Source organism: Catonella sp., assembly GCF_057250765.1.
Window position 1 is genome coordinate 17,029 of record NZ_DBHIEC010000007.1, and the last position, 15,050, is coordinate 32,078.

Consider the following 15,050-nt stretch of genomic DNA (forward strand, 5'->3'; position numbering starts at 1 on the left):
TTTTCCATATTAAGTTTTTGTCACTTACCTTTCCATCAAGGCACAGCCAATTGCTGAAAGATAGGAACAATTAGGAGCGGTCACACAGTCACATTCTAGGGCATTTTCTGCATAATTACTAAATCCCGGAATCTTTGTGAAACCACCGGAGAGCAAAATTTTGCTTCGTTTAACCTTTTTTAGAAGTAACTTTGCCTGAATAAGGATATGCCAAATTACTCCCCTAACTATATCATCTTCATCCACATTATCTGCTAAAAGTGTTACTATCTCACTGCTTGCAAATACCGCACATACAGATGAGAGTTTGAGAGGGGTTGTGTCTATTCCGGTAAGGTCTATTTCCGAAAAGTCCTTCTCAAGCATTCTAAGCACATTTGCCAAAAACATTCCACTTCCTGCAGCACATTTACCATTGATAAAGAACTCTTTTAGTCTTCCGTTTTCCTGCCTTATTATCTTGGTATCCTGACCACCTATATCAAGGATAATATCAGAGTCAGGGACTAGGAAATGCCCTCCAAGAGCCAGCGCTGTAAGTTCATTTATGTTCTTTAGCGCCTGTATATTTTTCTTACCATATCCGCAGGAGACTATATTAGATGATGGATAACTTTTAGTCAGCTCATCTAACTTTGCCTCAAAGTATTCTTTTTGTCTTATAGGCGTTTTCTCAGAAAAAAGAGCGGTTATATCATTTTTCTCATTCATAATACAGTACTTAGTATATGTAGAACCTATATCTATACCTATTTTATGCATAAATTTTCCCTTAATATATCTATCCTAAGCTCTGCCCCATCAATTTTCAAAAACTCCCTATCCACCATATCCATCTCTATCTCTGCCTGTGGAATATCTATATTTCTGGCTGAAATATAGTCACACTTACAGCTTTTATTGTGTAAGGTGATGGTGCATACTGCTCCCGACTCCTCGATAAGAGACTTAAGCCTTGAATTTCTGGTCTTTTGGTTTAAGTTCAAAAATGTATAATTATATGCGTTAAAGAGTTTTTCATATGCATCTTCACCGGAATAGTCAAGAATCCACCAAGTAATATAGTTGGAGCCGGTTATCCTAATGTTATCCAGTGCCTCATCAAAATGTCTGTTTGGATGATACCAAAGCGGATACCCTGTCCAAAATGCCTTGATTTTGTTATCGTCAGGCTGGCTCTCTTCACTTTTTAAGTCTTCTAGAAGCACTCTGTACAGTTCCTCAGTCTCATGCTTACAGCGTGAAGTGATAAGAAATGAAATATCATCAAAAAGCGAGGTTATAGGAAGATTCTTCTCCATCCTAACCTTTATTATCTCTTTCCACACCTCGGTACATCTTACACTATTATCTATTAGTTTTAATAAAATATTCATATCAAGCTTATTACCACTTAGGTCTTCCAGTACCCCAATAAGCTCTTTGTGCTGTTTAGCCACATAAGAGCAGGCGGCCTCTCTATCATCGATTTCACCCGGATAATCAATGACAACAAGGGGAACATTAAATCTCTTTGCCAGTATATTCCACCAATTTGGCAGAGTATTACACTGATTGTTGGTTGCTATAAGTATATCAGGAGTTGGTGGGACTCCTCTTGGTCCCTTTTCCGTAACGAGGCAGCCCTCTATGCAACACGAATAAGAACAACAATCTCTGGAAAGCCCTTCATTCTCACTTTCTTCAAGCAGAGGCTGTTCTTTTCCACTTGCTGCTATAACTGCCGCATAGCTTTCAGGATAATAGTAATAAATATCTAGCGCCTCAAGAATCTCAACAGGCGCAAATGAAGTTACCCAAGCAACCTTTTTATCCGGTTTTTTACCCTTGGCGTACTTTGAAAACCATTTATAATAATCTCTAAGCAATCCTGCCTGGAGTGCCGCTATTGACTGTTCCATACACTCTCCAATCTATAACAAATCTGAAAATGCCTCAAGCTCTAATTCCGACTTTCCACTATCTTTAGAGTCTGCAAGGCTTATTCTAACAATATTTATATCTCTTTCATCAGCCATCTTTTTATACACTGAAAACAAGTAGTCATAAGGTTCACAGTATTTTTGAGATATATAGATTATCCCCTTTACTCCCTTATTCTCCATCTCGCTAAAGTCATTTTCAAGTATGGCAGAAAAATTATCCTGAGTTGGGGAGAGCCTGTTCTTTAATATGCTGTCTGCTATACATTTATATATATCATCACCATTAGGACAGACAGGCTTCATAGACGCAAGTCTGCCTGATTCAGGAAGGTTGTCTCCAACTACTTTCATTCCTAGCTTTTCAATGGTTTCTGCTATCTCTACATTCGCAAGGAATGAACCAACAACATATACCTTTTTATCTGTCGATTCCCTCTCGGTAAACTCTATTTCTTCTGCCTGTATTTCAAGTGGTTCTGAAAGTAATTGATGTATCTTGCTTAAGTACTCGTGATAAGAAATCCTGTCAAGCTTATCATAAGCCGCTTTAATCCAAGCATTTCTCTTATTGATAAGCTCTATACGCCTCTCTATGCTTTCTGCAGTTAAGCTAACCTTGTAATGCTCTTTAAGAGCTTTAGTATAGCTTTTTAGTATTTCAGCAAAGTACTGTATGGCTAAATCATCCTGCCTGGCAGGAATATTAATCTGATAGATGAACTTATTAGTTTCACTCAGGTATGAGCCTATTATCCTACTGCTGTCACAGCTTTTAGGAAATACTGCTCCGTCAATACTGTCGTCTTTTATTACCTGCGATATGTAATCAGCAGCATAACCACAGTACTGAGCAATATTATACTCACCATCAAAACCTGTAAATCTAACAATGTCACATATATGCTCAGGAACAAATCCCGATAAAGCAAGTATCCTCATTACATTCCCTTTCCTTCCAAAATCCACTCATCATTTTCAAAAATCTTCCTGTACTCTTCTACTTTGCTTTCTGTTGGCGCTTTTCCTAATCTAACCGCATTGGTAGCCTTTATCATAGCTTCCTTCATGCTCTCTACCGTTATTTTGTCTGAGATTTCAGATAGATTGACCACTCTGGACTCCACGCTTTTTACGTGGTTTCTCTCAAGCTTACTTATATCAGGAGTCAGGTATTTTGACAATTCCTTGAAATCTGAATTTATCAAAATAGTGCCATGTTGACACAATACATCATCTTTTACATAAAAAGCATTGCCACTGAACTTTTTATCATCTACTGTCAGATCATTTCTTCCGTTAAACTCTGAAACTATGCCAAAATAACTAAGTGCCTCCTTAACAATCCTCTGATAAGTATGTTCTTTAGCTATACTCTCTTTACAAATGATTGAAAAATTTAAGTTGCCCAAGTCATGATAGACTGCACCACCGCCTGATGGCCTCCTGGCAAGAGTGCCTCCTGCCTTAATAAACTCATCAACCTTACACTCGGCATAGGCATTCTGATTCTTCCCAATGACTATAGTGTGGGAGTTCTGCCAAAGATATAAAATCACCGTATCCTCATCCACAAAATCAAATAAGCTTCTTTCAAGTGCCAGATTATAATACGGGCTTGTATTTTCTGAACAAATATACTTATACACCTTGTTTACCTCTAGTTTCTTATTAGTTTAGCCAAAGCTTCTGTTACTGCCTCATAAAAGGTAGGATGAGCTCTTGTAGAGCCTTCAAGTTCAGACACTGTAATACCATTGTTTATCGCGAGAGCTAATTCTCCAACCATATCACTTGCTCTTTCACACATAAGCTCTGCGCCAAGTATCTTCTCGGTATTTTTATCTGCTATTATCTTTATAAAGCCTCTGTCTGTTGAACCTATGACAGTCCTGGCATTGGAATACATCGTCTGCTTTGCACTTATGTAATCTATCCCCGCTTCCTTTGCTTCACTTTCAGACAGACCAACTACAGCTACTTCAGGCATAGTATATATACACTGAACCACTGCACTTTTTTTGGTAGTTTCTCCTGCTATAAACCTTACCACCTGCTTTGCTTCTTCCATAGCAACATGCGCAAGCTGTGCGCTATTCTCTGTAACATCACCTACAGCAAATATATTTTTAGTTTTGGTTCTGTAGTATTCATCAACTACTATTCCGCCATTATCAGCGATACTTATAATGCCTTCATCTATGCTTTCATCTATGCCTTCTAGATTAGGCTTCCTTCCAAGAACTGATAAAACGGTAGCAGAACTCTTGTCAATATTGGCAAAATCAGCCTCTGTATGTATCTTAACTCCGTTTTTCTTTAATACACTACTAATCGAAGCCGCTATCTCCTTACTCCACTTGCGAAGAATACGCTTCCCTCTTATGTATATATCTACCTGTGCACCTAATCTGCTAAAAATATCGGCAAATTCTACTGCAGATACTCCACCTCCAAGGATTATAAGCTTATCAGGCAAATGCTTGAGGCTAAGGAGTTCATCTGTATTTATGCAGTGAACAAAGGGCTTGTCCGTATTCTTTGAGCCAGTTGCAATAATTATATGTTCTGCTTCAAACACTTCGCCATTACAGCTAATATGAGTCTCATCAAGAAGCTTAGCCTTTCCTTTTACAATGGTTATCTTACTTTGTAAGAGATTATTTGTGAGGTCTTCTCTTAGCTTTGATACTATATTTTCAGATTCTGCTACAGTTTTTTCGTAGTCTAAGCCTGTTAACTCTACGCCAATCCCATAGCGCTTTGATTCATTTATATTGCTGTAAAGTTCTGCCACGTGAGAAAGGTACTTTGTCGGTACACAGCCTCTATTTAGACAGGTTCCACCAAGCTCATCCATTTCAAACAGCAATACGCTAAAACCATATCTGACAGCTTCAAAAGCAGCACTATAGCCTGCAGGTCCTCCACCAATGATAGCAATTTTATACATTTTATAATCCCTTTACATATTCTAAATACTCTTCTTCTGTCATTAAATCTTCCGGTTCTTCTTCTACCTTTACCTTAAACAACCAAGCTTCCTCAGGCTTAAGTGTTATCTTTTCAGGATGATCTGCTATTTCTTCATTTACTTCTACAACCTCTCCTGATATCGGACAGATTATATCAGTTACAGTTTTAATGCTTTCTACGTCTCCCACAGTATCTCCTGACTGAACCTCATCCCCTTCTTCAGGGAGATTAAGAAACATAATATTGCCAAGCTTTGTGATAGCGTAGTCTGAAAAGCCTACGGTGTAGAGGTCCTCAGATACGGTAAGTTTTAAGTGGGTTGTGGTGTAATATGTTGTCATTTTGATTCCTCCTGTTTCTTGGTGGTAGTATAACTGCATTGTATATAATACATTAATGATTATTATTCTAGGACTTTTCCTTCCTTGTAGCACAGTGCAATGTATTCTCTGGACTGATAAAAGAAATCCGAATTGTAATTTGATATAGTTTTATCTATCCAAGATGAATAAACTTCAAGCAGGCAGCTTATGACATCTTTACCCGAATATTCAGATACATCCTCGATAAGTCTTTCATATACAGCACCTATCTTCCAATAATCAGGGATAGCATACTTGCATTTTTTAACATTGTCAAACTCTCCTGTCGGAATCACACAGATATTTATAAAATCATCTGCAACCTTCTCAATTGGTTCACAATGAAAAACATCCGCATAATTATAGATTCTCTTGACTTTTTCTTCACCAAGATATTTAACAACATCAGAACGTTTAAGTTTCTGTCTTCTTCCAATGAACTCAATCAGACTGCAGGTAAAAAAGAGGTCATTATCATTCTTCATAAGTTACCTCTCTTCCTCTGATAAATGTAAGAGTAGAAAGTGCTCTAACCGTATGAAAGCTTATTTGATGTGTTGGTCTGCTAAATTTAGCCAATGCCCAAAACGCCTCTCTGCTTATCTTTTTATCAGCAAAATCCTGAACATAGTTAAATATCGTATCATTTGCCATAGGTCCTTCCACAATATCAAAATTATGAGGATTTCCAAGCCTGCAATCTACTATAAAATCAAGCCACTCTTCAGTCATATCGGTAAATTGTTTAATATTTAATTCACTACAAGGTACATATTCATATTCGCTTATAAATCCTTTACCATCAAATCTTGTAGCCCATCTTATAGCCTGACTTTCAATATTAGTACAATAAAATCCAAAATAGAAGTCTTTATTGTACCTTTGTAGTCTAATCTCCGGAAATTCTACTGTTTGCTGGCTGCCATGGTAAAGTATCAATTTGTTCTCCATCTTATCTCCTATCACGGTTTCTAGGCTCCACTACACCATTTTTGTCTCATAAATTCTCTTCAACTATCTTTCCATCTCCAACCCTGTAAACCATATCACACTCTTTTATTGTCTGTAGTCTATGTGCAATAATTATCATTGTTTTCTTACCATGTAAGCCGTTAATGGATGACATAACAGCAGCTTCAGTTTCGCTGTCAAGTGCGGAAGTTGCCTCATCGAATACAAGAACTGCTGGGTTTGAGTACAGTGCCCTTGCTATACCTATCCTTTGTTTCTGTCCGCCAGATAGGCGCATTCCTCTTTCACCAATCTGAGTATGTATTCCATCTTTTAGCCCTCTAACAAAGTCTTCAAGTTGTGCCTCCCTAAGAGCCTCCCATACCCTCTCTTCATCCTGTTCTTCTTTTTTTACACCAAAAGCCACATTACTTTTAATATCATCATCCAACATAAATATACTCTGCGGGATGTAGCCTATATTAGATAGCCATTCTGAATAATGCTCCATTACATTAACACCATCCGCAAGTACTTCGCCTTCGTTGGCAAGCAAAAGCCCTAACAATATATCAACTGCTGTGGTTTTACCAGATCCTGATGCACCCACTATACCAATTGATTTGCCTACTGGGATTATCATATTAGCCTTATCTAAGATTAGTTTATCTGAATTCTGGTAGTTATATGTTATATTTTTCAGTTCTATTTTATCATTAAAAGTTAAGACTTTTACAGCCTTATTTGAATTATTTTTTCTATAAGATAAATATTTTTTCTCATCCTCTTCAAACATCTCAATATCTTCTAATAACTTGTTCAATGATGGCAACTGAAATACCACCTGATTGATTCCTGCAACTATCCTATTAGCACTTGGCATAAGTTTCATAGCTGCCATGGCAAATGCTCCTAGTGTAGGAACCAAAGTTTCTATCTCTCTTCCCTTGTATATCATAAACGCTATAAACGCTAAAGTTGAGCATACAGAAACCATTTCTATCATAAGTCTCGGAATATTGGAAAACACAGTTCTCCATTTTTCTGCACTTATATATTTTTTACCGCTTATTTCAAAATTTTCTTTGAAAAAGTTCTCTTTACCACCAACCTTAATTTCTTTAATTCCCGTTATGCCTTGTATTAACCACTTATACATAAGAGAATTATTAATTAACTGTTCTTCTCCCTTCCTTTTAAGCACGGGTTTTACTAACTTTGATATAGCTATCACAACAACTACCATCATTACAATAACAAATGTAGTCATAAGCGGATCAATTATAAAAATAGTCACAGAAATCGCTAACGCAACTACAGACTCTGTAAACATCCCTAAAACTGTAGTTAGTAATGCATATGTCGCAGGCACATCAGACTGTACAACCCTTAGTATTTCACCCGATTCAGCATTTAGAAAAAACTCGTAGGGACGATTAAGAAAACCACTCAACATTTTTTGTTGCATAGCAAATTGATTGTTACATACAAATCTAGCCTGAATGTAGTACTGCATCATCAAGAAGAAATCCTTAAAGATAAACACAAAAATAACCGCAACGATACAAACAATCACAAATGTCCTATGCGAATGTAAATCTAAAATATTGCATATATATGCAATATACTTGTTGCTGGTTATTATATCAGGTTGCATTATAGCAGTAATAAGAGGTAACATGAGCGAAACTCCAATTACCTCTAAAAATGCGCCTATTACAGTTACTAATCCTAATATGGCTAAGCGGCTTTTTTGCTTAGCATTTAATAGTTTGTTAAATTTTCCTAATACAGAAAACATATTCACTCCATTCAAGCTCTTATGATAATTTCTTGTTTACATCAAAATAATTCTGCATAATATCATCCCAATTAAATAAGGTTCTTTCAACATCATCTCTTTCAAGATTGCCAAGGAGAATCTCAATATATACAAGTTCTTCACCACCTTTTATCGCATGAAACCTACCAGCTTCTATCGTAACCGAAATTCCAGGAGTAAGTTTTAAAATACAATCATCCGTCACAAGCAATCCTTCTCCAGAAAGCACTGTTATAATCTCAGCATGCTCAGTATGTCTATGATATGAAGTGTGTTTCCCCGAAGCCACCTGTACCTTATTTGTACAGACTCCTCGGCCTCCTTCTTCTGACCTATCAATTGTCTTGATTGTTCCCCATATTCTTTCCTCGTACCTAGGGGATATCTTTATTCTATTCAAACTGTCCTTTAGGTATGAACTTCTTTCTTTATCGGCTACAAGAATTCCATCATAGGTTGCTGACACTATTAGATTATCTGCTCCCATGACAATTAGTGGAATATCCAAAGTATTGACTGCATGTGTAGCACTTGAAGTATCATCAATGTATACGTCACCTATGCTATCTACATCCATTTCTTCAGTGAGTGTATTCCAAGTTCCTATATCTTTCCATATGCCACTATACTCTATAGCTATTTTACTGCCACTTTTTTCAAGTACCTCATAGTCAAAGCTGATTTTAGGTAATTTCTCATAGCTTGCTATTACATCAGAATAGGAGAAATTTATACCATATTTTAGACAGTATGCTTTAATCAGTCCAAGCTTAAAGCAAAATACTCCACAATTCCACAAAGCCTTCTGTGCTAGTAGCTTTTTAGCTTCCTCTAGTTGTGGCTTTTCCTTAAAGCCTTTTATATCAAAATATCCCTCCTTTCTTTCTCCTGGAATTATATATCCATATTTTTCAGAGGGATAGGTTGGAATCGCTCCCATTAAAGCAATATCGCTTCCACTTTCAGTTAGCTTTTTTGCAAGTAGTTCAAAGTTCTCGAAGTAGTCTCTTTCAACATAAGGATCTACAGGCATTACAATTACTACTTCATCCTCATTAGAGCCCTGTTCATATAGCCAGGAACAACCTAGTAGAATGGCAGGGAATGTGTCTTTCCTAGATGGTTCTACAGCAATCTTTGTCTTGCTTCCAAGCTGACTGTAAATAATGTCCTTCTGCGCCTCACTTGCTATAATTACTGCATCATCTGATTTCCCGACAGATTTAAGCTGGGAAAACACTCTCTGCAACATAGACTGTCTACCATCTTCTCCAGAAAGCACCTTAATATACTGCTTTGAGCAAAAGTCATTTGACAGAGGCCATAATCTCTGTCCCGAACCACCTGATAACAGTAAAATTTTCATTTAAACTCCTCATTTTTTCCAAATGCCATAGTATTCAATAATGCCCATTTCACAGGATAAACTGATATTTATATTACTATATTATTCCTTTACAATTTCATCCAAATAATATTTATATGTTTTTTCTATTCCTTCTCTTAATGCAGTACTTGCGACCCAACCTTCATTTTTTAATCTACTAACATCCAAGAGCTTTTGAGGCATACCATCAGGCTTTGATGTATCAAACTCAATTGCCCCTTCAAATCCTACCACATCTGAAACAATTTTTACTATGTCTTTTATTGAATGATCTACCCCTGTTCCAATATTAAAAAATTCATTACCATCATAATGAATAAAAAGGTAGAAGCAGGCATCCGCAAGATCGTCTACAAACATTAGTTCTCTTCTGGCATTACCCGTACCCCATACCTCAACTTTATCATCCCCATTCACTTTCGCTTCATGTATCTTTTTTATAAGAGCTGCAACAACTCTACTGTTTTGAGGGCTGAAATTGTCACCGATCCCATAAATATTACAAGGAATAACCCCCATATAATTGGTATTGTACTGCCTATTATACATCTCACATAGTTTTAACCCAACTATCTTTGCTAGTGCATATCCTTCATTTGTGGGCTCAAGTTTTCCATCCAGCAGACAGGTCTCTTCCATTGGTTGAGGAGATTCTCTTGGATATACACAAGATGATGCCAGAAACAACAGTTTTTTTACTCCATTTTTATATGCAGCATCTATTATATTATTCTGCATTACCAAATTATCATACAAATACTCTGCAGGTGCCTTAATATTGTCCATTATCCCGCCTACTTTAGCCGCTGCAAGGATGACGTACTCAGGCTTTTCTCTTTCAAAATAATCAAAAACCAAAGATTGATTTTTCAAGTCCAGTTCTTTCGAGCCAAGTCCTATAATATTATTGCAGCCAGCCTCTCTAAACCGTCTTTCTATCGCAGAACCTACAAGTCCTTTTCTTCCTGCAATAAATATCTTAGAATCATTCTTCATTTGTTACCACTCTCCTTACTTATGCAGATAATTTATTTTTAATATAATGCAAAAATAATTTTACTTTGAAAACACTATACCCTACCTTAAACTTAACTTTATCCTTAAAAGTGATTACCATTTTTGAATTATTATTATTTGCTTTAGCTAATATATCAAAGCACTTTATCCACTCTTCTGCACTAAAACTACGAATTTCATTTGTATTTAGTACAAAGTTCTTAATTCTATCTATATAACACATATAATCACTATCAGGCATATTTTTAATATATAAATAAAGTTCTTCAATACTACTAAACTTGTCAAAATCTATAAAGCACTCTTTGGGGATATATTCAGTTACATTAGTTGCTCCTTTATATATTGGAACTATTCCGGCAGTTAAGCAATCAATTAATTTTTCGGTCAAATAATCTTCTTTCGAAACATTTTCTAAACTTAAGGCAAATTTGAACTTTTGATAAACATCTTTTTTATCTCCGCATATACCGCCATATGAAGTATATCCACTATTTCCCCAACCATTTCCATAAAAAATTATGTCATCAGGATGACGTTCATCAAACCACTTAATAACCCTTTCTCTCTCGCTATATAACTCACCTTTAACAGACGAAGATTTATTAGCCGATATATTGGTTAACAAAACTCTATTGTCTTGTCTTTCACTAAATACACCTTCACTTACGTCCTGCTTCCAGTCGTATGGTATATTTAATTTAAATACTCTGGCTGAATCAATTAATTCTTTATTCCAAGTCATTACATACTTGAATTTTTTTAGAAAAAAACTGATACCCTGTTTGCTATGTTGTATATTAACCACTTCAGGCTCCTGCATCCAATAAACAGTCTTATCTAACAAATCATTATTCAACACTTCATTGTACCATTTATAAGACCAGGCATACCATCCCATAAACACAATCCATTCAGCATCAATTAAATCTTCTTTTTTTGAAATCAGCTTAATCCATGAATCATCTCCTCTATCTTTTAAAATTCTTTCAATATCCTTTAACCTTATCCATTTATCAGGGTAAGTTCTATCTATTAGCCAGTTTAGCTCTATAGGTACAACTGCAATCTTCAATTATAATACCTCACACATTGATTCATTTTTTATCTATCCCTTTCTGACAATATTGGGTTATTGTCAGGCCACACTATGCCAAACTCAGGATCATTCCACTTAACAGTAAACTGCTTTGCTTCGCCATAAACCGTAGTCTGCTTATAACTATATACAGCAACATCACTGAGTACGTAAAATCCATTACCAAACATAGGAGGAATATACACCTGATGTCTGTTCTCAGAAGTAAGCGTAAATGCCTGCCATTTACCATATTCATCCGAGTTTTTATCATTGTTAAGTACAACCTGGTATATTCTGCCATAAGCACACTGAACCAGCTTTGCTGTCTTAGGATCACCATGCATACCTCTAAGCACGCCCTTATATGTAGTAGATAAATCATCCTGAATAAACTTGTCAGTTATCCCCATTTCAGCGTATAATTTTTCATTGTACACCTCAGTATAGTTTCCTCTAAAATCCTCAAATATGTCAGGCTTAATAAGCAACACACCTTTTAGATTAGTCTTCTCAACTACCATAATATCTCCTTTTTGATAAACTTCTATTTTATCTTTTCAACCAGTTTAATGTCACTATCCACCATAATATTTACAAGCTCATCAAAGCTTGTCTTTCTAGGGTTCCAACCAAGTTTTTCCTTGGCCTTTGCAGGATTGCCTAAAAGAGTAACTACATCTGTAGGTCTGAAGAATTCAGGTGATACTTCTATAACTGTCTTACCTGTGTTTACATCAATACCCTTTTCTTCTACTCCTTCACCTTCCCATCTAAGCTCTATACCAGCTCTCTTAAATGCTCTGGTACAGAAATCCCTTACTGAATACTGTTCTCCTGTTGCTACAACAAAGTCATCAGCCTCGTCATGCTGTAACATAAGCCACATGCATTCAACATAGTCCTTCGCATAGCCCCAGTCTCTGAGCGCATCAAGATTACCCAAATATAGTTTATCCTGTACACCACCTGCTATCTTTGCTGCTGCCAAAGTAATCTTTCTGGTCACAAAGGTCTCACCTCTTCTTTCAGACTCATGGTTAAAAAGTATACCATTGGTAGCAAACATACCATAGCCTTCTCTGTAATTCCTTACTACCCAGTAGGCATACTGCTTTGCAGCTGCATAAGGGGAGTATGGATAAAAAGGAGTTGTTTCACTTTGTGGTATCTCCTGAACCTTTCCAAATAGTTCTGATGTTGAAGCCTGATAGAATTTACACTTCTTTTCAAGGCCACAGGTTCTTATAGCCTCAAGCAACCTTATAACTCCTGTTCCTGTGGCATCTGCAGTGTACTCAGGCACTTCAAACGAAACAGCCACATGACTTTGTGCTGCAAGGTTATATATTTCATCAGGTTCAACCTTAGAAATGATTTTAACCAGACTCAAAGAGTCAGTTAAATCTCCATAATGTAAGTGAAAATTAGGCCTGCCCTCAAGATGATCTATTCTTTCCTTCTTCTCAGTAGAAGCTCTTCTTACTATACCGTGAACTTCGTAATTTTTTTCTAATAAAAACTCCGCCAAATATGAGCCATCCTGTCCTGTAACTCCTGTAATAAGTGCTTTCTTCATATTCTCTCCTATCTAAGTCATATACATATCTATATTACCAGCCGTTGAACTTTATTCCGTCTTTTTTAATTACCTCTTCTATACTCAAACTGTCTTTCTTATCTGAAAATACGCCCTTATCCATAATAATGTCATCAGTATACTTCTCGTTTCTGGCAAGTTTCCATATCCTTGCACAGATGGGGACTTGTGACATTCCTGTAATAATACCTGTGCATTGCATCAAGGACATCATATCAAGCATTACATCTTTTGCAAAATTGTAATTTGGATTTTCTCTTTGCTTAAAATCCCCATTATTACTTAATGCAGGATTATCAATTGTAGATGATCGCATTATATTTTTATGATACACCAATTTTCCCCTATATTTTGCAATAAACTTATCCAAATTATTCTGATCTTCGGTCGCTAAAAATATATTGTCATATTTATCAGCAATTTTATCTATTTGTTCAAAATAATCCTCGGCAGTAATAGGCTTTGGATGATTATAAAACTTGCGGTTAAAATCTGTTCCCCTTGCCTGAACTCCAAGTATTCTCCTTCCTTTAACAAATATTTTATCAATTTCATTTTGCAGTTCGATTTCAAGTTCTTTTCTAATACTTATATATTTACTCCAAATTCTTGCGGCTTCAAGAAAGTAATCTTGAGTCAATTTATATCCTTCATTTTTGAAGCGTTCGATTATCATTGAAAGGTCATCTCTACTCATTTCTGTAGTTCTATAACCCTGTTCATAAGTTTCCATACCAATGCCAACAGGCTGTTCAAAATAATATTCCCATGGATTGTTCTTACCTAAAAAGCCTTTCTCCTCAGCATAAGGTGAATCTTCCGATACAGTTACCACCGGATAAAATCCCAATTCATCAGCAACCATACAACCATCTAATACTTCTCTTAATATAGCACCAAATCCGTAGTAAGCATACTTTTCGTTTATAAGGTAAAGCACTTTCCCTTTTTCTTTATCACCCTTTTGCACTATCTTATATAATGTCCTATTGTTATAGAGACTATTTACATCCTTAATAAACTCCATATTATTAAAATTTTTCAAAAACTTTGCTAGGAATCTTATTCTCTCATGTTTTGCTATTTTTGTTATTATATCAGCCTTTAAGCTCATGCCATTTCTCCTTTATATCCCGAAATATTTCGCTGCAATATACATAAGCCTTTCCTTAACTTTCTTCAAAAATGGTCTTTGGGTAAGATCAACAGCAAAAGGGTTTTCCTCAACTCCTCTTACAGTTAAGTCAATATCAATATTATGTTTATGAAACAACGGTTCTACCACTTTTCTCACCCATTTTCCTCTGTATATACCTGACCAGTCTTTAAGCGAATATTCAAATGGACCTTCAACTCCATCAATAAGTGAATAAAAGGCTTTTTCACATCTTCTTGTTCTTGCATTGCCAATAACCTCCCAGTCCCAAGGATTTTCCCATGGTCTGGTGTATTTAAGCAGTATTTCTTTTCTCCACAGTGCAGCCTGACAATTCAATCTATAATCTCCATCCTGAGGCCTCTTCTCAAAGCCTTCAAACCTGCCATCTTTTATATTTTCACCGTATGCGGGCATAAAGCAAAAAACAGCTACATCATCATTTTTATCCAACCACTCTATGCACTGATCTAACATATTTTGATTCACAGGTCTGGTTAGAAAAAAATCGTCCAAATACATTAACACATACTCAGTATCTATTCTTTTAAGTGTCTCAATAAGCCTCTTTCCCCATTTATCTTTAACACCATGCTGATACAGTCTAAATGTCTTTATCCCCATATCATCATAATCAAAGGTTTTTGACTCTGTATTGAGTACAATAGGCCACTTCCTATCCTTCCACTCAGCCTTCATTATCTTAAATAGAGGATACCACGTGTCCTCGTATTTATCACAGCTATTTACCAAAATAGTACACTTTTCCATTATACCTC

Annotated in this window: 16 protein-coding genes; all 16 read right to left on the reverse strand. The window is 36.1% G+C overall.

The features are described 5' to 3' along the window. Positions 1 to 24: 24 nt before the first annotated feature. The 16 genes from ACO6HM_RS04990 to ACO6HM_RS05065 all read right to left on the reverse strand — a co-directional run bounded on the left by ACO6HM_RS04990 (position 25) and on the right by ACO6HM_RS05065 (position 15,042). Positions 25 to 762: an acyl-CoA dehydratase activase gene (locus ACO6HM_RS04990; protein ID WP_485390046.1), complete on the reverse strand. Its 738-nt coding sequence runs from the start codon at positions 760 to 762 to the stop codon at positions 25 to 27. Then, the gene (locus tag ACO6HM_RS04995; protein ID WP_485390047.1) at positions 750 to 1,901 is read right to left on the reverse strand and encodes a 2-hydroxyacyl-CoA dehydratase; all 1,152 of its coding nucleotides are present in this window, start codon (positions 1,899 to 1,901) and stop codon (positions 750 to 752) included. Before ACO6HM_RS04995 ends, ACO6HM_RS04990 begins: the two co-directional genes overlap by 13 nt. A gap of 12 nt (positions 1,902 to 1,913) precedes the next feature. Then, positions 1,914 to 2,864 carry a 2-hydroxyacyl-CoA dehydratase family protein gene (locus ACO6HM_RS05000; protein WP_485390048.1) on the reverse strand — a complete coding sequence of 317 codons (951 nt, stop codon included), beginning with the start codon at positions 2,862 to 2,864 and terminating at the stop codon, positions 1,914 to 1,916. Further along, on the reverse strand, positions 2,864 to 3,571 hold the full coding sequence (locus ACO6HM_RS05005) for a lipoate--protein ligase family protein (protein ID WP_485390049.1): 708 nt from the start codon (positions 3,569 to 3,571) through the stop codon (positions 2,864 to 2,866). The genes ACO6HM_RS05000 and ACO6HM_RS05005 overlap by 1 nt, the downstream gene beginning before the upstream one ends. A gap of 11 nt (positions 3,572 to 3,582) precedes the next feature. After that, entirely contained in the window at positions 3,583 to 4,875 is a 1,293-nt protein-coding gene (locus ACO6HM_RS05010) for a dihydrolipoyl dehydrogenase family protein (protein ID WP_485390050.1), read from the reverse strand. Between the two features lies 1 nt (position 4,876). Further along, complete coding sequence (locus tag ACO6HM_RS05015; protein ID WP_485390051.1) at positions 4,877 to 5,239, reverse strand: glycine cleavage system protein H; 363 nt, start codon at positions 5,237 to 5,239, stop codon at positions 4,877 to 4,879. A gap of 62 nt (positions 5,240 to 5,301) precedes the next feature. After that, positions 5,302 to 5,745 (reverse strand): hypothetical protein, encoded by a 444-nt coding sequence (locus ACO6HM_RS05020; RefSeq protein WP_485390052.1) that lies wholly within the window; start codon positions 5,743 to 5,745, stop codon positions 5,302 to 5,304. Continuing rightward, positions 5,735 to 6,199 (reverse strand): DUF3990 domain-containing protein, encoded by a 465-nt coding sequence (locus ACO6HM_RS05025; protein ID WP_485390138.1) that lies wholly within the window; start codon positions 6,197 to 6,199, stop codon positions 5,735 to 5,737. Before ACO6HM_RS05025 ends, ACO6HM_RS05020 begins: the two co-directional genes overlap by 11 nt. A 58-nt stretch (positions 6,200 to 6,257) precedes the next feature. After that, positions 6,258 to 8,012: an ABC transporter ATP-binding protein gene (locus ACO6HM_RS05030; RefSeq protein WP_485390053.1), complete on the reverse strand. Its 1,755-nt coding sequence runs from the start codon at positions 8,010 to 8,012 to the stop codon at positions 6,258 to 6,260. Positions 8,013 to 8,031: 19 nt separating this feature from the next. Then, on the reverse strand, positions 8,032 to 9,399 hold the full coding sequence (locus ACO6HM_RS05035) for a sugar phosphate nucleotidyltransferase (RefSeq protein WP_485390054.1): 1,368 nt from the start codon (positions 9,397 to 9,399) through the stop codon (positions 8,032 to 8,034). A gap of 81 nt (positions 9,400 to 9,480) precedes the next feature. After that, positions 9,481 to 10,416 carry a GDP-L-fucose synthase family protein gene (locus tag ACO6HM_RS05040; RefSeq protein WP_485390055.1) on the reverse strand — a complete coding sequence of 312 codons (936 nt, stop codon included), beginning with the start codon at positions 10,414 to 10,416 and terminating at the stop codon, positions 9,481 to 9,483. Positions 10,417 to 10,435: 19 nt separating this feature from the next. After that, positions 10,436 to 11,512: a glycosyltransferase family 10 domain-containing protein gene (locus tag ACO6HM_RS05045; RefSeq protein WP_485390056.1), complete on the reverse strand. Its 1,077-nt coding sequence runs from the start codon at positions 11,510 to 11,512 to the stop codon at positions 10,436 to 10,438. 29 nt (positions 11,513 to 11,541) lie between these two features. Then, positions 11,542 to 12,039 carry a dTDP-4-dehydrorhamnose 3,5-epimerase gene (gene rfbC, locus ACO6HM_RS05050; RefSeq protein WP_485390057.1) on the reverse strand — a complete coding sequence of 166 codons (498 nt, stop codon included), beginning with the start codon at positions 12,037 to 12,039 and terminating at the stop codon, positions 11,542 to 11,544. Between the two features lie 23 nt (positions 12,040 to 12,062). Next, positions 12,063 to 13,094: a GDP-mannose 4,6-dehydratase gene (gene gmd, locus ACO6HM_RS05055; RefSeq protein WP_485390058.1), complete on the reverse strand. Its 1,032-nt coding sequence runs from the start codon at positions 13,092 to 13,094 to the stop codon at positions 12,063 to 12,065. Between the two features lie 34 nt (positions 13,095 to 13,128). Further along, positions 13,129 to 14,229, reverse strand: a complete 1,101-nt coding sequence (locus ACO6HM_RS05060; protein ID WP_485390059.1) for an O-fucosyltransferase family protein — start codon at positions 14,227 to 14,229, stop codon at positions 13,129 to 13,131. A gap of 12 nt (positions 14,230 to 14,241) precedes the next feature. After that, the gene (locus tag ACO6HM_RS05065) at positions 14,242 to 15,042 is read right to left on the reverse strand and encodes a hypothetical protein (protein WP_485390060.1); all 801 of its coding nucleotides are present in this window, start codon (positions 15,040 to 15,042) and stop codon (positions 14,242 to 14,244) included. Between the last annotated feature and the right edge of the window lie 8 nt (positions 15,043 to 15,050).